Source organism: Bradyrhizobium pachyrhizi, assembly GCF_001189245.1.
Taxonomy (GTDB): Bacteria; Pseudomonadota; Alphaproteobacteria; order Rhizobiales; family Xanthobacteraceae; genus Bradyrhizobium; species Bradyrhizobium pachyrhizi.
The window spans coordinates 176136-195147 of the sequence record NZ_LFIQ01000092.1 but is presented as its reverse complement, the minus strand read 5'-3'; the positions used below and the strand labels follow the sequence as shown (position 1 = coordinate 195147).

At 64.1% G+C, this 19012-nt stretch carries 18 protein-coding genes, 1 tRNA gene and 1 pseudogene; 9 read left to right on the top strand and 11 right to left on the bottom strand.

Translation table 11 applies throughout. The features are described 5' to 3' along the window. Positions 1-26: 26 nt before the first annotated feature. The 4 genes from AKL29_RS23550 to dapA all read right to left on the bottom strand — a co-directional run bounded on the left by AKL29_RS23550 (position 27) and on the right by dapA (position 2526). Complete coding sequence (locus AKL29_RS23550; protein WP_028333837.1) at positions 27-608, bottom strand: peroxiredoxin; 582 nt, start codon at positions 606-608, stop codon at positions 27-29. A 76-nt stretch (positions 609-684) separates the two neighbouring features. Next, positions 685-1158, bottom strand: coding sequence for an SsrA-binding protein SmpB (smpB, locus tag AKL29_RS23545; RefSeq protein ID WP_050385800.1), 474 nt, complete (start codon positions 1156-1158; stop codon positions 685-687). Position 1159: 1 nt separating this feature from the next. Continuing rightward, the gene (gene mscL, locus AKL29_RS23540; RefSeq protein ID WP_028333836.1) at positions 1160-1576 is read right to left on the bottom strand and encodes a large conductance mechanosensitive channel protein MscL; all 417 of its coding nucleotides are present in this window, start codon (positions 1574-1576) and stop codon (positions 1160-1162) included. 59 nt (positions 1577-1635) lie between these two features. Then, complete coding sequence (dapA, locus tag AKL29_RS23535) at positions 1636-2526, bottom strand: 4-hydroxy-tetrahydrodipicolinate synthase (RefSeq protein ID WP_050385799.1); 891 nt, start codon at positions 2524-2526, stop codon at positions 1636-1638. A 409-nt stretch (positions 2527-2935) separates the two neighbouring features. Here dapA and AKL29_RS23530 point away from each other — a divergent pair, with 409 nt between their 5' ends. Continuing rightward, positions 2936-5419: a transglycosylase SLT domain-containing protein gene (locus tag AKL29_RS23530; RefSeq protein ID WP_430648889.1), complete on the top strand. Its 2484-nt coding sequence runs from the start codon at positions 2936-2938 to the stop codon at positions 5417-5419. A 239-nt stretch (positions 5420-5658) separates the two neighbouring features. Continuing rightward, positions 5659-5751: transfer RNA gene (locus tag AKL29_RS23525), tRNA-Ser, on the top strand. 209 nt (positions 5752-5960) lie between these two features. Here the strand turns inward: AKL29_RS23525 and AKL29_RS23520 are convergent. After that, positions 5961-6269 carry a hypothetical protein gene (locus AKL29_RS23520; RefSeq protein ID WP_157340985.1) on the bottom strand — a complete coding sequence of 103 codons (309 nt, stop codon included), beginning with the start codon at positions 6267-6269 and terminating at the stop codon, positions 5961-5963. Between the two features lie 1161 nt (positions 6270-7430). Between AKL29_RS23520 and AKL29_RS23510 the strand changes: the two genes are divergently transcribed. Both AKL29_RS23510 and AKL29_RS23505 read left to right on the top strand, forming a co-directional pair. Next, positions 7431-7997 carry a hypothetical protein gene (locus AKL29_RS23510; protein WP_244482332.1) on the top strand — a complete coding sequence of 189 codons (567 nt, stop codon included), beginning with the start codon at positions 7431-7433 and terminating at the stop codon, positions 7995-7997. Positions 7998-8160: 163 nt separating this feature from the next. Then, positions 8161-8442 (top strand): hypothetical protein, encoded by a 282-nt coding sequence (locus AKL29_RS23505; protein WP_028333831.1) that lies wholly within the window; start codon positions 8161-8163, stop codon positions 8440-8442. Between the two features lie 415 nt (positions 8443-8857). Here the strand turns inward: AKL29_RS23505 and AKL29_RS23500 are convergent, their stop codons facing one another. Continuing rightward, complete coding sequence (locus tag AKL29_RS23500) at positions 8858-9772, bottom strand: DMT family transporter (RefSeq protein WP_050385795.1); 915 nt, start codon at positions 9770-9772, stop codon at positions 8858-8860. A gap of 96 nt (positions 9773-9868) precedes the next feature. Between AKL29_RS23500 and AKL29_RS23495 the strand changes: the two genes are divergently transcribed. Next, positions 9869-10657, top strand: a complete 789-nt coding sequence (locus AKL29_RS23495; RefSeq protein ID WP_038377415.1) for an AraC family transcriptional regulator — start codon at positions 9869-9871, stop codon at positions 10655-10657. 215 nt (positions 10658-10872) lie between these two features. Here AKL29_RS23495 and gcvA read toward each other — a convergent pair whose 3' ends face one another. Next, entirely contained in the window at positions 10873-11772 is a 900-nt protein-coding gene (gene gcvA / locus AKL29_RS23490) for a transcriptional regulator GcvA (RefSeq protein WP_050385794.1), read from the bottom strand. A 185-nt stretch (positions 11773-11957) separates the two neighbouring features. Here gcvA and AKL29_RS23485 point away from each other — a divergent pair, with 185 nt between their 5' ends. The 4 genes from AKL29_RS23485 to AKL29_RS23470 all read left to right on the top strand — a co-directional run bounded on the left by AKL29_RS23485 (position 11958) and on the right by AKL29_RS23470 (position 15350). Continuing rightward, positions 11958-12464, top strand: a complete 507-nt coding sequence (locus AKL29_RS23485) for a PaaI family thioesterase (protein WP_050385793.1) — start codon at positions 11958-11960, stop codon at positions 12462-12464. After that, positions 12461-13723, top strand: a complete 1263-nt coding sequence (locus tag AKL29_RS23480) for an MFS transporter (RefSeq protein ID WP_082190673.1) — start codon at positions 12461-12463, stop codon at positions 13721-13723. The genes AKL29_RS23485 and AKL29_RS23480 overlap by 4 nt, the downstream gene beginning before the upstream one ends. Positions 13724-13790: 67 nt before the next feature. Then, positions 13791-14513, top strand: coding sequence for an AraC family transcriptional regulator (locus tag AKL29_RS23475; protein ID WP_028333825.1), 723 nt, complete (start codon positions 13791-13793; stop codon positions 14511-14513). A gap of 72 nt (positions 14514-14585) precedes the next feature. Then, positions 14586-15350, top strand: coding sequence for a sulfite exporter TauE/SafE family protein (locus AKL29_RS23470; RefSeq protein ID WP_050385791.1), 765 nt, complete (start codon positions 14586-14588; stop codon positions 15348-15350). Between the two features lie 41 nt (positions 15351-15391). On the opposite strand, the gene AKL29_RS23465 is transcribed toward AKL29_RS23470, so the two are convergent. The 4 genes and pseudogenes from AKL29_RS23465 to AKL29_RS45420 form a co-directional block, all read right to left on the bottom strand. Continuing rightward, entirely contained in the window at positions 15392-15658 is a 267-nt protein-coding gene (locus AKL29_RS23465) for a hypothetical protein (RefSeq protein ID WP_021078341.1), read from the bottom strand. Between the two features lie 1099 nt (positions 15659-16757). Further along, entirely contained in the window at positions 16758-17180 is a 423-nt protein-coding gene (locus tag AKL29_RS23460; protein ID WP_028333824.1) for a hypothetical protein, read from the bottom strand. A gap of 30 nt (positions 17181-17210) precedes the next feature. Next, positions 17211-18698 carry an Asp-tRNA(Asn)/Glu-tRNA(Gln) amidotransferase subunit GatB gene (gene gatB / locus AKL29_RS23455; RefSeq protein WP_028333823.1) on the bottom strand — a complete coding sequence of 496 codons (1488 nt, stop codon included), beginning with the start codon at positions 18696-18698 and terminating at the stop codon, positions 17211-17213. A gap of 118 nt (positions 18699-18816) precedes the next feature. Next, positions 18817-19012: pseudogene (locus AKL29_RS45420) on the bottom strand (patatin-like phospholipase family protein); the annotation flags it as partial.

Here is a 19012-nt window from a genome sequence, read left to right as displayed (position 1 = left end):
AAGGGAATCCCTAGAGTCCACAACGCCTAGTTCGTCCACGGATTGGCCTTCAGCCATTCCAGCACGTCTCCGGCGTTCCGGTCGGGCGGGAACACCGGATAGAACACGTGGCTGATGCGCGCGTCGTCGATGACCAGCGCGAGCCGCTTGATCAGGGTCAGCCCCGCCACCAACATCGTCGGCAACTTCAGCGTGTGCGTCAGTTCCAGCGCTTCGTCGGACAGCACCGGGAACGGCAGATGCAGCCGCGAGGCCATCTCGGTCTGGTACGCGTTGCTTTGCGTCGACAGCCCGAACACCTGGGCAGCACCGGCCGCCTTCAGCTCGGCGAACAGGTCGCGGAACGCGCAGGTCTGCGGCGTGCAGCCGCGGGCGCCCGGGATCATGTCCCAATCGTCGACCAGCCCGATCTTGCCGGGCTCGCCGGTTCGCGGATAGGCGAACACCACGGTGCGGCCCGCAAGTGCCGACAGCGCCACCGCGGTGTCGTCGGTGGCGCGCAGCCTGACCGGCGGGATCGTCATGCCGGTCAGATGCGCCGCGCCGCCGTCATCCGTGGGCGCCGGGATCTTGCTCCAGTCGACATCGGTAAGGCTCGATTGGCTCATGGCCCAAATCTCCATCCACCGTCATCGCGAGGAGCGATTGCGTCGCTTCGCTCGCAATGACGACAAATCAACCGCCCTACCCGCGCGCCCGCATCAGGCGGCCCTTCTCGCGGCCCCAGTCACGCTTCTTCACGGTCTCGCGCTTGTCGTGCAGCTTCTTGCCCTTGGCGACTGCCAGCAGCAGTTTGGCACGGCCGCGCTCGTTGAAGTACAGCTTCAGCGGAATGAGCGTCATGCCCTCGCGGTCGACCGCTCCGAGCAGCTTGTTGATCTGCTTGCGATGCAGCAGCAGCTTCCGCGGCCGCTTCGGCTCGTGGTTGAAGCGGTTGGCCTGCAGATACTCAGGGATATTGGCGTTGATCAGCCACAGCTCGCCGTCCTTGGAATCCGCATAGGATTCCGCGATTGTGCTCTTGCCGCTGCGGATCGATTTCACCTCGGTGCCGGTCAGCGAAATGCCGGCCTCGATCGTGTCCTCGATCGCGTAGTTGAAGCGGGCCTTGCGGTTCTCGGCAACGACCTTGATGGGACGTTCGTTCTTCTCGGCCACTTTAGCTCTTCTTGAGGAGGTCGCGGATTTCCGTCAGCAGCACGACCTCGGCGGACGGCTTCGGCGGCTCGGCAGGCTTGACCTCTTCCTTGCGCTTGAACTGGTTCATGGCGCGGATGACGATGAACAGCACGAAGGCGACGATCAGGAAGTTGAGCGTCAGCGTCAGGAAGTTTCCCCAGGCCAGCACCGCGCCCTGCTTCTTGGCGTCGGCGAGGTTGGTTGCGGTGACGGCCTTGGAAAGCCCGGTGAAATAGTTGGAAAAGTCGAGACCGCCCGTGATCGCGCCGATGATCGGCATGATGACGTCGCCGACCAGCGAGGTGACGATCGCGCCGAAGGCCGCACCGATGATGACGCCGACGGCGAGGTCGACGACATTGCCCTTCATGGCGAACTCGCGGAATTCCTTCAGCATGCCCATCCCCTTCTGCTCGACATTGCGCACGGCACCGTTCACGGCGGTCGCGGTCCGGCTCAGTTGATCAGGCCGGCATGGACCATGGCGCTGCGGACCGCCTGGCGGGTCGCTTCGGTGACCGGCACCATCGGCAGGCGCAGCTTCTCGTCCAGCTTGCCGAGCAGCGACATCGCGTACTTCACCGGCGCCGGATTGCTTTCGATGAACAGGTTGGTGTGCAGCGGCATCAGCTTGTCATGGATCTTCAGTGCCGTGGTGACGTCGCCCTTCTGCCAGGCGGTCTGGAACTCCGAGCACAGCCGCGGCGCGACGTTCGAAGTCACCGAGATGCAGCCATGGCCGCCATGGGCCATGTAGCCGATGATGGTGGCGTCCTCGCCGGAGAGCTGGTTGAAATCCTCGCCCATCGCGGCGCGCTGCTGCGAGACCCGCACCATGCTCGCGGTGGCGTCCTTGACGCCGGCGATGTTCTTCAGCTCGAACAGCCGCTTCATGGTGTCGACCGACATGTCGATCACCGAGCGCGGCGGGATGTTGTAGATGATGATCGGAATGCCGATCGCATCGTTGATCGCCTTGAAGTGCTGGTACATGCCTTCCTGGGTCGGCTTGTTGTAGTACGGCGTCACGACCAGCACCGCGGTGGCGCCGGCCTTCTCGGCGTGCTCGGCGAGCTCGATCGCCTCCTTGGTCGAATTCGAGCCGGCGCCGGCGATCACCGGCACCCGGCCCTTGGCCTCCTCGATGCACCACTCGACCACCCGCTTGTGCTCGTCGTGGCTCAGCGTCGGGCTCTCGCCTGTGGTGCCGACTGGCACCAGGCCATGCGTCCCCTCGGCGATCTGCCAGTTCACGAGGCTGCGGAAGACGGCTTCGTCCACCGAGCCGTTCTTGAAGGGCGTCACCAAGGCAGTGAATGATCCCCGGAATTTTGTCTTGGCTGCCATGGACTTCCTCCAAACGCTTCAGGCTAAAGGCTAGGTCGACGGACCTTTGCTGTTGGCGCGCTTCACGTCCGTGCGACCGGCACCCGGTTGTTGCGAAACGCCATGAAAGGCAATTCATATCGGGTCTGGCCGACAGGCGAAAGGGCCGTACCGTACCTATTCCCAACGGTAATCTGCGGCGCGCGAAATCGTTTCCAGCCGCGATTTTGCCGTTGTGCTGGCGCAAACAGCCGCACCGGCAGGCTTCTTAGTATTTTGTGTACGTTTTCAATCAAATAAGAACCCATGGCCCAAACGACCAGATGATTCGGGGCCGCAGAGGACTTCTGTGATCCGTTCCGTTCGTGCAGGCACATTGCGGTCGACGGCGCTGGCGACGAGCCTGGCGCTCGTTGTCGGCCTTGCCGCCATCACGGCCGATGCCTGGGCCGCCGAGGATGCTCCAACCGCAAAGCCGGCTGCCCAAGACACGGCTTCCAAACCTGCTCCTCCCAAGACCGCGGCGAAGTCCACGGCTCCGAAGGCTGCGGCTTCAAAGCCAGCGACAACCAAACCCGGCGCCGCCAAGACTGACGCTGCCAAGACTGACGCTGCCAAGACTGACGCTGCCAAGACTGACGGAGCCAAGACCAGCGCTGCCAAGACCAACGCTGAAAAGACTGACACTCACAAAACCGAGGCTCACAAGACAACGTCGCCCAAGCCCGGCGCGGTCAAGACGGACGGGGCCAAGGCCGCTCCTGCCAAGACCGAAGCTCACAAGCCAACGGCTCCGAAGAGCCCGGAATCCAAGGACACCACGTCCAAGACCACCGCGGCCAAGACCACCGCGGCCAAGACCACCGCGTCAAAGCCCGCCGCTCCGGTTGCAACCGGAACTGTATCGAACAGGTCGGTACCCGCGCCCGCACTGGCTCCGGCAACGCGCCAGCATGCCGCACCGATTGCGCGCAAGCCGGTGCTGCCTGCGGCCGTGGCCGCAACATCCTCGACGTCGCACTCGGACAAGGAAGCACTTGCAAGCGTCATCGAGCTGCTGCGCAAGCGCAAGCCGGCGGACGCCACCGAGGCCGAGGCCTCGATCTCCGATCCGGTCGCGCGCAAGCTTGCCGAATGGCTGATCCTGCGCAGCGAGGACAACGGCGCCTCGGTCGAGCGCTACCGCGCCTTCCTCGATGCCAATCCGAGCTGGCCGTCGCAGACCTTCCTGCGTCGCCGCATCGAGGCCTCGTTGTGGGACGACCGCCGCGACGACTCCGCGGTCTGGGCCTGGTTCCAGAATGAATCGCCGGTCTCGGCCAAGGGCCGGCTCGCGCTCGCCAAGGTCATGATCGGACGCGGCGACCGCGGCAATGCCGAGCGCCTGGTCCGCGAGGCCTGGCGCAACGACGGGATGAGCGAGGACACCGAAAACACCGCGCTTGAGCTGTTCGGCTCCTTCCTGACTGCCGGCGACCACAAGGCACGCATGGACACCATGCTGTACGGCACGGACAACGAGGCCGCCGGCATGCGCGAAGCCAAGCGCCTTGGCTCCGGCTACGTGGCGCTCGCGAAGGCACGCATCGCCGCCACCCGCAAGGGTTCGAACCTGCGCGCGCTGCTGGAAGCCGTGCCGAGCGAGCTCTCCGGTGACACTGGCTACTTGTTCGCGAAGATTCAGTTGCTCCGCCGCGAGGAGAAATTCGCCGAGGCCGCGCGGCTGATGCTGAGCGCACCGAAGGAAGCCTCCCGCCTCTACAATGTCGACGAATGGTGGATCGAGCGCCGGCTGCTGGCGCGCAAGATGATCGACACCAACGAGTTTCGCACCGCCTATCTGATCGCGCGCGACGCGGCGCTGCCGGCCCGCGACATCTACAAGACCGAGCAGGAATTCACCTCGGGCTGGATCGCGCTGCGCTTCCTCAACGATCCCGCCCTCGCCGCCCAGCATTTCGCGCGGATCGGCGTCGGCAGCGCCAACCCGACCGCGCTGGCGCGTGCCGGCTATTGGCAGGGCCGCGCCGCGGAGGCCGCCGGCCGCGGCCAGGAGGCGCGCGCCGCTTACGGACGCGCGGCCGAGCAGTCGACCAGCTATTACGGCCAACTCGCGCGCGCCAAGCTCGGCCTGCCGCAGATCGAGCTGAACAGCGCGCCGCGCGGCCGCGGCGCCGAGCGGCTGGAGATCGTGCGCGCGGTGGCGCTGCTCTACGAAATCGACGCGCGCGAGCTCGCGATCCCGATCTTCGGCGACATGGGCGACAATGGCGATCCGGAGGCCCTCGCCGGCCTCGGCGAGCTCACCGCGCGCCACGGCGATGCCCGCGGCATGCTGCTGATGGGCAAGGCCGCGCTCAACCGCGGACTGCCGTTCGACCACTACGCCTACCCGGTGAACGGCATCCCCTCGTTCCGCCAGGTCGGACCGGAGGTCGAGCAGAGCGTCGTCTACGCGATCGCGCGCCAGGAGAGCGCGTTCAATCCTGCGGTGGTGTCACCGGCCCAGGCCTACGGCCTGATGCAGGTGACGCCGGACGCCGGACGCTACGTCTGCAAGCGCGCCGGCATCGGCTTCGACCTCAACCGGATGAAGACCGATCCGGTCTACAACGCGATGCTCGGCGCCGCCGAGCTCGGCGGCCTGCTCGAGGATTATCGCGGCTCCTACATCCTGACCTTCGCCGCCTACAATGCCGGCCGCGGCAGCGTGCGGAAGTGGATCGAGCGCTACGGCGATCCGCGCGATCCCAAGATCGACGCGGTCGACTGGGTCGAGCTGATTCCGTTCTCGGAGACGCGGAACTACGTCCAGCGGATCATGGAAAACCTGCAGGTCTATCGCGCCCGGTTCGGCGGCGGCACCAAATTGCAGATCGAGGCCGATTTACGCCGCGGCGCCAGCGTGGAATGAACCGGCGCTGCCGGTTTTCAACAGGCTGGGCGACCGCGGCTTCCAGCCCCGACCAAAAATCACGCTAATCTATTGTTATATCTTGCATTTTAGGTATCCGCGCGCTTCGGCACTTGCCGATCGGCGCGGTATATAAAGGCTTGGGGACGGCCGGCGGCCGAGCTGCCCTCAAATCACCTTGGCGCAATCTGAATCTGCCGCTTGCGGCTCAGCGCCCACTCGGGCATATCGGCGCCATTGGAGAGGTGGCCGAGTGGCTGAAGGCAACGCTTTGCTAAAGCGTCATACGGTCTCAAGCTGTATCGAGGGTTCGAATCCCTCCCTCTCCGCCAGCCGGCTAATGTCCAGCCCGGAGACATGGGTGACAGCCTCGTGCGAGAGCACGGTCTTCCTGCAGAATCGCGCCGATTTTCCGAAACTTGAGACGGCGATCAGTTCGACCGTTACTGCAAATATGACCAAGGCTGGATAAACAGGCGCCGCCGGGACAATGCCATTTAGAGCCCGGCGGCGTACTCTTGGCGTGCTGCGCAACGCTCCCTCAAAGTTCAATCTCGATCGCCATGTTCGCGCGCACAAGGGTGGTCAAACCCGCTTTCAATCTCTTCGCTTGCCAGGTCTGGAAAGCTGGATCGGCGTTTAGTTTATCAACCGCCGCGCCATAAGCCGAAAACGTCTCGAAATTTACTGAGAAAACGAAATTGCCGGCTTCACCGACGGCGACAGACCAGAACCTTGGTTTGCCACCATGCTTGCGCCAAAGCCCGGCACTCTCCTTTGCCAATTCGAGTATTCCTGCGAGGTCACCGCCTGGATTCGGCTTGACCACGTACTGCACGACTACTGCCATGCTACCCTCCAATTGGAAATTACAGGGGAGCACATGCGAGGCTGTTTTTCGGTAGTTGGGCTTGATCTAGGTCAAGCAATCCAGCGACGCGACATGGGTACTTAGCCGCCCGCCCGGGACCGCGATGGCATAGTGTCTGCACTTTGACCGTGCTGGGGATTTCAGTGTCCCAGTTCAGGAAGGAAACGCCGCCGGGCGTGTATTTTTGAGACCGGCGGCGTACTTTTTGGGGATTCGATCAGATCCAGTCGGTTGCCCGGCCGGGCGGACGATCCGGGAGCGGCCTATCGAGCCGGCCAGCGACCAATGAGCGGTGGTCCTAAGGGGTCATCGCAGAGAAATGCCGGCATCGGCCCCGGGCCTGGACCGGTTGTCACCTCCGCGTGAACGAAACATCATTCCCGGCGCCGCGAAGCGAGCGCGCAACAAACCGCGCCCACCATCCCCGCATTGTTTATTTCACCTGAGCATTTCCGGGGTAAAGCCATGCAGCAAGACAGTGGCATCCAATTCCAGGATACCGACCAGGTTCTGCGTAACGCCCAGCTTCGCCGATCCGCCGACTTAGGTCCCTGGTTACGGCATCGCTTCTCATCCAAGGCAGGCAGGCTCGTGGTCGCAACTTCGCTGGCTTGCATTGTTGTTGTGCTGGCGATCGTTGCTGCCCCGCGGCCCGTCTCGAGCGCTGCGCTCGGCAGCGAGTGGCAATGCAGCAAGGCGGCGTTTGTCCTGACGACCTGCCGTCAAGCCGACCCTGCCCGTTCATAGCAAGCGGCCGCATCGGGGGGCGTACGGTAGCGATGGCAATTGGCACTGGTGAAACCATCTGCCCGGCGACTCCGTAGCTGGAGCGCCGGCCTATTTCTTCCATTTTGGCACTACGGGCCGGCTGGGGCCGTTCGGTCTTTCCCAGTCACGAACGGCCTCACTTTTAGGTCCACCTATGAACCGCGTCAGCTTTCCCTCGGCTTGATTATTTGGCATCAAATGATCAAGGCGCCCGCACGAAGAATCCGCCGGCCGGTCGAGATCGAGCTGAAGGCGAAGAAATAGATGGATGGTCCAAGTCGCGGTCTCAGGTTAGCGATCTGTTTCTCGCTGGTTCTCGTTCTGCCTGCTGCGCAGACGCCGCCGACACTGCATTCGCGGGACGAGTGGCGTGTGGTTGACAAGGAATGCCGCGACGTCTTGCCTGCGCAGGCAAAGATACGGGCGTGTCTCAACCTGCTGAGCGATCGACGCCTCTCGACCGCTTATCTTGCCTCAATCACCGGCGAAATATCGAGCACTTTCCAAAGCTTGCGGGACTACAGCAACGCCATCAAGTACAAGAAGATCGAAATTGAACGCACCTCGGCGAGGCAACCTTCTTCGTCGGGTGATGCACTTCCTGCCAGTTTCGGCGCCATGTCTCTGCGTTACACGGAGCTCGGGACACTCCAGGCGCTCAATCGCCAAACCAATTTCGGCAGTCAGTCGGATGAAGCCCGCCGCGGCGCCACTGAGGAGCAAAACAGCTACAACCTTGCGCTTCAGTACAACCCGATGAACTACAGGGCATATCGATACCGGGCTGAAATTCGCAGCCAATTCTGCGATAGCGCGTCCGCCGCTCAAGACATGGAAGCAGCGGTTAGGTTTGCCGAACAGGCTGGAGATCAGGACGCCGCGCGAGACTACGAGCGCGTCACGCTAGGTGCCTGCGTTCCGGCGTGGCGGCGAGAATAGTCCGCGCCATCAGACTGTCCCCACCCGGCGGGCATACGCCGCGCCGCACCGCCCCGACAGTATTCTTACGGACCCCCAACTGGCAGGGAACTTGCGATGTATCCGTGAATAGTTCGGTGCCAGCTGTTCTCGGTGTGCCGAACTCAGACATTCGGAGCACGCAATGAACATGCATCATCGTTTTGAGACAGGTCGCGGACGTGGCGGGCGCGAGTCGACGGTCAGCAAGATGCTGTCTGATCTGATCCTGGCCTGCCAGCAGATCGAAGCCGACATCGCGACCGAAGAAGCGCGCGTGGGAATTCATGACCGATCGGACGCGAGGTATCCGATTTTGGCAAGGTCGCTCAATGAGCGGCACGCCAATCTCAAGGGAACGATTGCCACCCTCAAAAAGCGTGTAGCCGAGAGCTCTCAGCACAAGATGGTGACCGACGCAGCATAGCTCGGTCTTTGACCAGCTCCTTGCACGCGGGCAGAGCGATCGATGCGATGAAGCATCAGTGCGGCGGCGACGACGTCAGCCGCTGCCGCGGGTGGATGGATCGAGGTTTCGGTTCTCGCCGGGCGGGATCGGGCCAAAGCCCGGATATACGTACCGGTCCGGAGGGACGACCTGTTCACTTGGACGGATGATGAGGTGCTGTCGCACGCGACGATGATGCGCCGTTGCGGCGCCGGCAACCGAGCTCCACAGCACCACAAGCGGCAACGCCAAGACCAAGGAAATAGCCAAGCATAGACGCAAGGCAACACGCATCGCGATCACTCCGTTTCACCGAACAGGTGATCGCCAAACGTAGCGCTGTATTCTGCGCTGGCTTCTCACATGCGATCAAAACAGCGAGATCGGCGATCCGTCACTTCGTTATCGCAGCGATCGCGGTCTTCAGCGGCCGCGGCAGGGCTTGCGCGATGGCGACACCGAGCAGCGCGAGGCCGCCGCCGATGACGTGGAATGGCCTCACCGGCTCGCCGAGCATCACGATCGCGGCCACAGCGGTCAGCACCGGCAAGAGATTCATAAAGATCGCGCAGCGGTTCGGGCCGAGCTGCGCGACGCCGCGGATCCAGAGGAACGGCAGCACGACCGACGCGAGCGCACCGGCATACACGATCAGCGGCAAGGTCTCGGCGTTGACCTGACGCAGCGGCGCCGGCGTCGCGAGGAACGCGGGAAACATCACGGCCAGCGCGCACAGCGCCTGCATGTAGGTGGATTGCCATCCAGTGATCGGCAAATTCCAGCGTTTCAGCAGCACGCCGTACAGCGCATAAACGATCGCGGCCAGCGGCATCAGCGCGTCGCCCGCATGCACGCCGTTCTGCAACACCGACCACAAGTCGCCGCCGCTGACGAGATAGACGAGGCCCGCAAACGACAGCGTAGCGCCGCAGATCATGCCAAGCGTCGGCGGTTCGCCGAGCAGCGCGGCACTGAGGGCGACCGTCAACAGCGGCGTCAGCGCGGTGAAGACAGCCATGTTGGTCGCGGTGGTGGTTTCGGCCGCCAGATACGACAGGCTCTGGAACAGGCACATCGCAAGGAAGCCGAGGATCGCGAGCGGACCGAGATGCGGCCAGACCGCACGGCGATTGCGCCAGGCGCCGCGCGCCACGAACGGAGACATCAACAGCACCGCGACCAGCAGGCGATAGAAGGTGATCGCCTGCGGACCGATCATGTGCGCCGAGAGGCGAGAGACGATGACGTTGCCCGCCCACAGCACGATGGCAACGAAGGGATAGAGAAGTGCGACTTTCTGCTTGAACATGACCCGGCAGCGCGTTGGTGAAGGACACTCCAGCAACTACCTGTCGCCCCAACGTCCGTCTCACGCTAGAATGACCTCACCTAGCGAGATTGGGACATGCGAGATGAAGACGTGTTGGACGAGCTGATCACACGGCACCTCGACTATCACGCCACGGCGCGGCCGATGGCGGCGATGGAGATCGACTATCCGAGCGGCGCGTCGACCGGCCTGCACGCGCATCCGCGCGGCCAGCTGCTCTATGCGATCGAAGGCGTGATGGTCGTGCGCTGCGCTGAAGGCACCTGGGTGGTACCGCCCAACCGGGCGGTGTGGCTCGTGGCCGATCTCGCGCACGAGGTCCGGATGTGCGGCGCGGTCAAGATCCGCACCGTGTTCGTGGACGCCGACGCGGCTCCCAATCTGCCGCGGGCCAGCTGCGTGTTCGCGGTCTCGCCGCTGCTGCGCGAATTGTTCGTCGCCGCGATGCGCGTCCCGCTGGACTATGCGCCCGCAACCAGCGACGAGCGCCTGATGCAGGTGCTGCTCGACCAGTTGCGCGAAGTCGATGTGCTGCCCCTGCACCTGCCGATGCCGCGCGACGAAAGGCTCGCGCGGATCTGCGCCGCGCTGCTGGCACGCCCTGACGATGCCTCAACCGCCGAGCAATGGGCGCGAAGGCTGAAGCTGACGTCGAAGACCATCCATCGTCTGTTCGCCAGGGAAACCGGCATGACGTTCGGCGAATGGCGTCAGCAGGCCCGCCTGCTGTTTGCGCTCGAGCGCCTCGCGCGCGGCACGCGGGTGGTCGATGTCGCGCTCGATGCCGGCTATGCCAGCCAGAGCGCCTTCACCGCCATGTTCCGCAAGCATTTTGGCGTGCCGCCCAACGCGTTCTATCGGTAAGCCGTCCACTGCCGCTGTGCTCCCTCTCCCCATTCTTACGGGGAGAGGGTTGGGGTGAGGGGCCGCATCCGCAAAATAACTTCGAGTTAGACTCGCGGAGATTCCCCCTCACCCGGATCACATTGCGCTTCGCTCCATGCGATCCGACCTCTCCCCGCACACGGGGCGAGGTGAAGCAGAGTCCGTTGCTCGACCTGACATAACCTCGTCGCGCTTTAGTGCTCCGCCGCCGACTGAGCCTCCGGTCCCAGGATCCATTCCCTGAACGCCGCGATCTTCGGAAGCGACTGCCGGTTGTCGGGACAGACGAGATAGTAGGCGAACTCCTCCAGATGCGCGGTCTCGAGCAGCTGGACCAGTTCGCCGCTCGCGATCTCATTTGCCACCATCGCGGCCGGCAGCAGGCCCGCGCCCTGCCCGGTCAGCACGGCCTTCAGCAGGAGGCCGCTGTCATCGAACGAGGGTCCGCGCGGCGTGCGAACCTCCGCGATGCCGTTGGCCTGAAACCACAGGCTCCACCCCTTGCGATCGGCGTCATGCACCTGCGGCCAGCCCGCGAGTTCGCCCGGCGATGCCGGCCGGCCGAGGCGCCCAACCAGCGACGGCGATGCCACCGCCACCATCTCCACCGTGACGACGCGGTCGCTGCGCAGCCCCGGATAGCGGCCAAGGCCGTGGCGCACCGCGACGTCGACGCCGCTGCGCGAGAAATCGACCACCGTGTTGCTGGTGACGATCTGCAGATCGATCTCGGGATGCGTGTTCTGAAACGACGCCATGCGCGGCACCAGCCAGGCCGACGCAAAGAATGGCGTGACGCTCACCGTCAGCGTACCGACATCGACAGATGCCGCGACGCGGCGCGAGGCATCCGCGATCTGGCGAAACGCGTTGCGGATCGACGGCAGATAGTCGCGGCCGGCGTCGGTGAGATAGATGCCGCGCGGCACCCGCTCGAACAGCTTCACGCCGAGATCGGCTTCGAGCGTCTTGAGCATCTGGCTGACCGCGCCCGGCGTCACGCATAGCTCCTCGGCCGCGAGCTTCACCGAGAGATGGCGAGCGGCGGATTCGAACGCCTTGAGCGCGTTCAGGGGTGGAAGCCTGCTTTCCATGATTTAGAATTTCTAATCTGAATTGCTCAGCAAATCTGGTTTGCTAACTCGGCGTTTGGGGCGCCCTATCAGCTTAATCTGACGGTGAAAGCTGCGTCAACGCCGAGAAAGTCGAACCATGGAACTTAGATTTTCTAACCTCCTTTGCCGCTCTGACGGCTCCGTTTTCTTGATGGAGCCAAGCCATGACTGAGGTCGCAAGCAAGCTCGCCCTCCGCGAGATCGCTGCAGGCGGCGAGACCGGCCCGCTCGTCGACCGCATCAACGCGTCGCAAGCCGGCAGCCTGCCCGGCCTGCTGGGCTTTCAATGGCTCGAAGCCGGACGTGGCCACATCCGCGGCCGCTTCGAGATTGCCGCAAAACACTTCTCGCCGCACGGGCTGCTGCACGGCGCAAGCATCGTCGCATTGGCCGATACCGCATGCGGGTTCGGCTGCCTCGCGTCGTTGCCGGACGGCGCCATTGGCTTCGCCACCGGAGAGTTGAAGACCAACTTCATCGGCGCCGCGCGCGAAGGCGGCGTGAGCTGCGAGGCGCGCCTCGTTCACGCCGGGCGCACCACCCAGGTGTGGGACACCGAGATCCGCAGCGAGGCGACGGGCAAGACCATCGCGCTGTTCCGCTGCACGCAGATGCTGCTCTATCCGCCGAGCAAGGCCGGTGGCCATGCGGCACAGGGAGAACGATCATGAGGAATGCCGTCATGCACGCCGGTTATCAACGAGCCAAGCCGTTCTACGGCTGGTACGTCGTCGCAGCAGCCTTGGTCGTGACGCTGATCGGCTTCGGCAGCGCCTACACATTCTCGTCCTTCGTCGAGTCCCTGCAGCGGGAGTTCGGCGCCTCGCGTGGCTCGGTGTCGCTGGTGTTCTCCTTCGCGGGCTTCCTGTATTTCGGCCTGGGAGTGATCTCCGGTCCGCTAGCCGATCGCTGGGGCGCACGCAGGCTCGCCGGCCTCGGAATGGCGCTGGTCGGTCTCGGCATGGTGCTGGCGGGACAGGCGCAGACCATCCTCCAGGTCTATGCCGCCTACAGCATCGGGATCGGCGCCGGCGTCGGCTGCGCCTACGTGCCGACCTTGGGCGCCGTGCAGCGCTGGTTCGTCAGGCGACGCGGCTTTGCGTCGGGCCTCGCCGTCAGCGGGATCGGGGTCGGCACACTGGTGATGCCGCCGCTCGCGACCTGGCTGATCACGAGCTTCGGCTGGCGCGATGCCTATGTCGTGCTGGGCGTTGTCGCCGCCGTCGCCGGGATCGGTGCATCGCTGCTGATTGCGGACGATCCGCGCCGCCACGGCACCGGACCGGACGGCGATCCGCTCGATACGGTTTCGGGTGCGCCGCTCCGTCAGGGTGTTGCGATCCGCGCTGCGGTACGGAGCGCGCGCTTCACCGGGCTCTATGCCGCCTGCCTGATCAGCGCATTCGGCGTGTTCGTGCCCTTCGTGCACCTCGTGCCGTTTGCGGTCGATCATCAGGTGGCGCCGACGCTGGCCGTGCTGCTGCTCGGAATGATCGGGGTCGGCAGCACGGCCGGCCGGTTCTTCCTCGGCGGCATCGCCGACCGCGTCGGCCGCGATGCATTCCTGGTCGCGATGTATCTCGGCATGGCCGTCTCGCTCGCGATCTGGGCGATCGCCGGCACCTTCTGGTCGCTCACGGCCTTCGCGCTGCTGTTCGGCCTGTTCTATGGCGGCTGGGTCGCGATCCTGCCCGCTGTCGTCACCGACCATTTCGGCGGCCGCAATGTCGGCGGCATCATCGGCATCCTCTACACCAGCGTCGCGGTTGGCACGTTGCTGGGCCCCAGCGCCGCCGGTTTCGCCTACGACGTCAGCCACAGCTACTTCATTCCGGTGGCGATCAGTGCAGCCGCCAACCTCGTCGCCGCCCTCATCGCAATGGCGACCATGCGCACGGCCTCGCCGATCGCCTCGGTTGCGCAGCGGTGACGTCCCATGACGGTGGTGATCCCCGTGCTACCCTTGGGGATCACCACCCCATCGGTTCGAGACCTCCGTGATCACTCGCCTCGCCATGACCAATGCCTGGACTTATCGGCGAACCGACAGTGACGGCATCGTCGAACTGGCATCGTGGCGCGGCGCCGGCTCGCTTGGCCTCAAGCCGCACTTTCATGACGAGAGCCAGATCGTGCTGGTGCTGTCGGGGTCGCGCGCCTTTCGCATCGGCGGCGCGACCGTCACCGTGCCTGCCGGCCATGCCGCGCTCATTCCGGCGGGGATGCTGCATGCGCCGATGACGATGTCGGACGAGGAAACGGTCTGCCTGAACGCCTATGTCCCTGCCGGCCGCGTCTGCTCATCGGTGCGGATCAACCGTTTCGGGCAGCATTGGCGGAACGTCGACGAGATCTCGCCTGAGCATGTCAGCGAAATCGCCGACGACATGCTGTCGTGCGCGCCGCCCCACGCCGCCGGGTACACCGACAGGACGAAGCTCGGCATCGCGCTGACCGAAAGCGTCGCGCCGATCGGCGCGATTGCCGCCGGCTTCGGGCGAAGCCGCGAAGGGTTCAGCCGCATGGTCAGCCGCGAGCTCGGCATCCCGCCACATACCTTCCGCCTGCTGGCCCGCCTCAATCTTGCCCGGCAATTGCTGCGCGCCGGCGCGCCGATCGCAGCAGTCGCGGCCGATGCGGGCTTTTCCGACCAGAGCCACCTCACCCGACTGTTCCGCCGCACCTTTGGCACGACGCCTGGCGTCTATTGGCGCGGCTGAAGTGACGTCACAGATGTTCCAGACCGATCGGAGCGCCGCCCGCTAGCCTGCTCACCCTCACGAGGGTGAAGAATGGATATCCAGACAAGTCTTCTGCTGCTGGCGGCCGGGGTCGCGGGAGGGATCATCAATGCGCTGGCGGGCGGCGCGACGCTCATTACCTTTCCGGCGATGCTCGCGGCGGATCTGCCGGCCGTCATCGCCAACGCGTCGAATGCGGTGGCGATCTCGCCGGGCCATTTGATCGCCGCGCTCGCCGATCGCGGCAAGCTGCCGCCGCCGACGTGGCGCACGATCAGCTACGTCGCGGTCGCCACGGTGGGCGGCGCGGTCGGCGCCGGCGTGCTGTTGCTGCTTCCCGAGCGGCTGTTCCTGCTGCCGGTACCGGCCTTGATTGCATTCGCGACGTTGCTGTTCGGCTTCGCGCCGCAGATCCAGGGATGGACCGTCGGGCGCGAGAAGGCCGCAGCGCTGCCCTCGACCGGCGCGAGCGGTGCTATCCTGGGATTGTCGTGCGTCTATGGAGGCTTCTTCGGCGCCGGTCTCGGCGTCATCCTGACCGCGGTGCTGTCGATCACCGAGCCCAACGACATCCGGGCGATCAAGGCGTTGAAGAACCTGCTCGCGACCTGCGTGTCGCTCGCTGCCACATTGATCTTTATCTTGCAGGGGGCGGTGCGGTGGCCGGAGACCTTGGCGATGCTGCTCGGCGCCATGGTCGGCGGCTTTGCCGGAGGCTTCCTGATCAGGATCCTTCCCGCCCACATCGTCCGGCAGTTCGTCATCGTGGCCGGAGCGCTGATGACGGTGGTCTACGCGGCGCGATACTGGTTCTAGGTGGAGCGAGGGAGCCGAGGCTCCCATCGATATCGGTTGGCTTAGTGCGTCGTCATCCAGGCGCGGGCTTCACGCTGGGCGGCCGCGATCTCGACATCGGACATCTGCTCGGCGACTTCGCGGCGGTGCGCGATCGCGTCAGTACGTCCCTTGAGCGCCGCCAGGTTGAACCATTTGTGCGCCGCGACGAGGTTGACCACGCCGGAGCGGCCGCTCGCCCAATACATGCCGCGTTCGAACAGCACGTCCTGGATCGCCGTTGCGGCAACCGGGACAGCGCTTTCCTGATCGATGACCCCCTGAAACATTCTCAATCCCCTTTTTGTTGTTGGCCGCCCTCCCCCGAGCGCGGCCCCCGTCCACTGTTAAAACTACCCTGTCATTCCCTGGCTGATCTTTGATCATGCCCGGGCTGATCTTTGATCATGCCCCGCGCCGATCTTTGGGATCACCGCGTGCCGTTTGCCGGCTTGTTGGGATGATCATGGCCCATCAAATTTGAAGAGCGGTTTAAGTATCGCGATGAACGGGATGTAAATCGGCGTCGCCAAGGGCGCCTCCAGGAATCGCAGAAGTACCTGTGCCGCAGGCACTTCCTTGCATTCGTGAACGCCGGTTTACCCTGGTGTTTGGGACAACGATAACCATGGCGGACATTGGCCCCGCGCGACGGCAGGCCCCACCGGCCGATCAGTTTCGAAATTGACGGAGGGTGGCGCGACCAATCGACGAGCCGCGGAGCGGCGTGCGGTCGGGTGCACAGACAAAGCAACGCGAGGCCGTCAGGCCCAACGTCGATCCGCAATGGGGATGGGGAAAGTGGCTGCCGGGCGCGGACTGCGCGGGCCGCCGGAACGAGGGGGTCGGCGAACACGTCAGGACCAGATTTCAGCTCGGCATTCTCGCCGGTGAAATTGCGGAACCAAGCGGGCTCCGCACCGAACGAAGAAATCTCTGTTTCTTCTGCCGGACCGGTTTTGGGAAGGTTGCCCTCTCCGAAATTCGATCCAGCCGTTTGACCTGATGTCTCGCCGACACCCTCTTTCGTCAGCCAGAGCCTTGGGGGTGGGATGTGCCTCTCAGCAGTCCGTCCGCTGGCTCTCGCGACGTGCCGGCGTCAAGCCGCCGGCAATCCTCTCGAGGCGAGAGGCTTACTTCTTCTTGGCGACCTTGCGGGTCTTCTTCGCAGTCTTCTTCACTGCGCTCTTCGCCTTCTTCGCCTTCTTCGCCTTCTTTGCCTTCTTAGCCATGTTGCCCTCCAGTATGTGAGATGGCTCTACTTCGCTGCGTGCACTCGGGAATCGATATGCACTACTTCCCGAATACACCAACAGACCGAAAAAAACAGTGTCCCGCTTAAGGAAGTGTTGACGCAGCGGTGGCAACGCGCACCGCGCGCGGCGCCGTTCAAATCGACGATGCATTCACGCGACGATGCAAGAAGTGCAACAGCCGCCGACATCGGCATTTGTCAACGTTGCAGGAAATGCCTTCTGCTGTAGGCTTTTCTTGAATTCGCATTGAAGCGATCGACGCGAGATCGTCGTTGCGCTGAGTCGCGAGCGAAGACGAAAAGGGGCACGTCGCCGACGCCGAGTCGCAATTTTTGGCAACGAAAAAATTTTCGTGGGAAAGACGGCTTTTGCCTCGTTTGAGGTCGGCCGAGGCGGATTCGCGAACGAATCGCAGCTTCGGCGATTCGGCGCCGATGGCGCCGGCGCGCCACGAACGGAGGGTGTGAGGCAGGATCACGCCGCGTTCACGCGCGCGCGACGACACCGAAGTTGACGGCAACGGAGCATGCAAGGGCGCATGATCCGGCTGGATCATGCGCCAAGGACAACATCATTGTCCTGTTGTTCAGATGCCGAGCTTCGACTTCAGGAGGTCGTTGACCGCCTGCGGGTTCGCCTTGCCGCCTGACGACTTCATCACCTGACCGACGAACCAGCCGACCAGTTGCGGCTTCGCCTTCGCTTGCTCGACCTTGTCGGGATTGGCCGCGATGATGTCGTCGACCACCTTCTCGATCGCGCCGAGGTCGGTGACCTGCTTCATGCCGCGCGCCTCGACGAGCGCGCGCGGATCGCCGCCCTCCCGCCAGACGATCTCGAACAAGTCCTTGGCGATCTTGCCGGAAATCGTTCCCTCGCCGATCAGATCGACGATCGCGGCGAGCTGCTCCGCCGACACCGGCGAGGCTGCGATCTCAACGCCTTCCTTGTTGAGACGACCGAACAGTTCGTTGATCACCCAGTTGGCGGCGAGCTTGCCGTCGCGCGCCTTGTCGGCAAGACCTGACAGCACCGTTTCGTAGAACTCCGCGCTCTCGCGCTCGGCGACCAGCACGCTCGCATCATAGGGCGACAGGCCGAAGCCCGTAATAAAACGGGACTTCTTCTCGTCCGGCAGTTCCGGCAGCTGCGCCTTGAGATCGTCGACGAAGGCCTGGCTGAACTCGAGCGGCAACAGATCGGGATCGGGGAAGTACCGGTAGTCGTGCGCCTCTTCCTTGGAGCGCATCGAGCGGGTCTCGCCCTTGTTCGGGTCGAACAGCCGGGTTTCCTGGTCGATCGAGCCGCCGTCCTCGATGATCTCGATCTGACGCCGTGCCTCGTATTCGATCGCCTGGCCGATGAAGTTGACCGAGTTCATGTTCTTGATTTCGCAGCGGGTGCCGAACGCGGTCTCGCCGTAACGGCGCACCGAGACGTTGACGTCGGCGCGCAAATTGCCCTTCTCCATGTCGCCGTCGCAGGTGCCGAGGTAGCGCAGGATCGAGCGCAGCTTGGTGACGTAGGCCTTGGCCTGCTCGGCGTCGCGGATGTCGGGCTTGGAGACGATCTCCATCAGCGCGACGCCGCAACGGTTGAGGTCGACATAGGACATCGTCGGCGACTGATCGTGCAGCAACTTGCCGGCGTCCTGCTCCAGGTGCAGCCGCTCGATCCCGATCGTGACGCTGCGGCCGCCGTCGAGCTCGAGCGACACCTCACCCTCGCCCACGATCGGCGACTTGTACTGGCTGATCTGGTAGCCCTGCGGCGAGTCCGGATAGAAATAGTTCTTGCGGTCGAACACCGAGCGCAGGTTGATCTTCGCATTCAGCCCGAGACCGGTGCGCACCGCCTGGCGGACGCACTCCTCATTGATCACGGGCAACATGCCCGGCATTGCGGCATCGACCAGCGAGACATGGGAATTGGGCTCGCCGCCGAACGCGGTCGATGCGCCGGAGAACAGCTTCGCGTTCGAGGTGACCTGGGCATGGATCTCCATGCCGATCACGACCTCCCAATCGCCGGTGGCGCTCTTGATCAGTTTGTGCGGGGCGGCAGATGCGGTCATGGATCTCGGTTTCCGGATAAAAGGATATCTGGGATGGATTGGGCTTCGCGCAACCAATCGCGCCAGTCAAGCCGCCTTGCGGTCCCCTTGCAGCCCGCAGCCGTCGCCCGAGGTGGGATCAGAGACCGCGCCGGAACTGCTGGTAGGCCTTGCTCGAGCGCAGCGCGTCGGCGCCGCCCGCGATCAGCTGGTCGACCTGCTCCGGCGGCAGCGACAGCCGCGTCGGGATGGCGTTCAGGATGCCGGCGCGATCCGGTCCGAGCCGGTCGAAGCCGAGCCGCTCGACATAGATCGCGACGTCACCGCATTTCCAA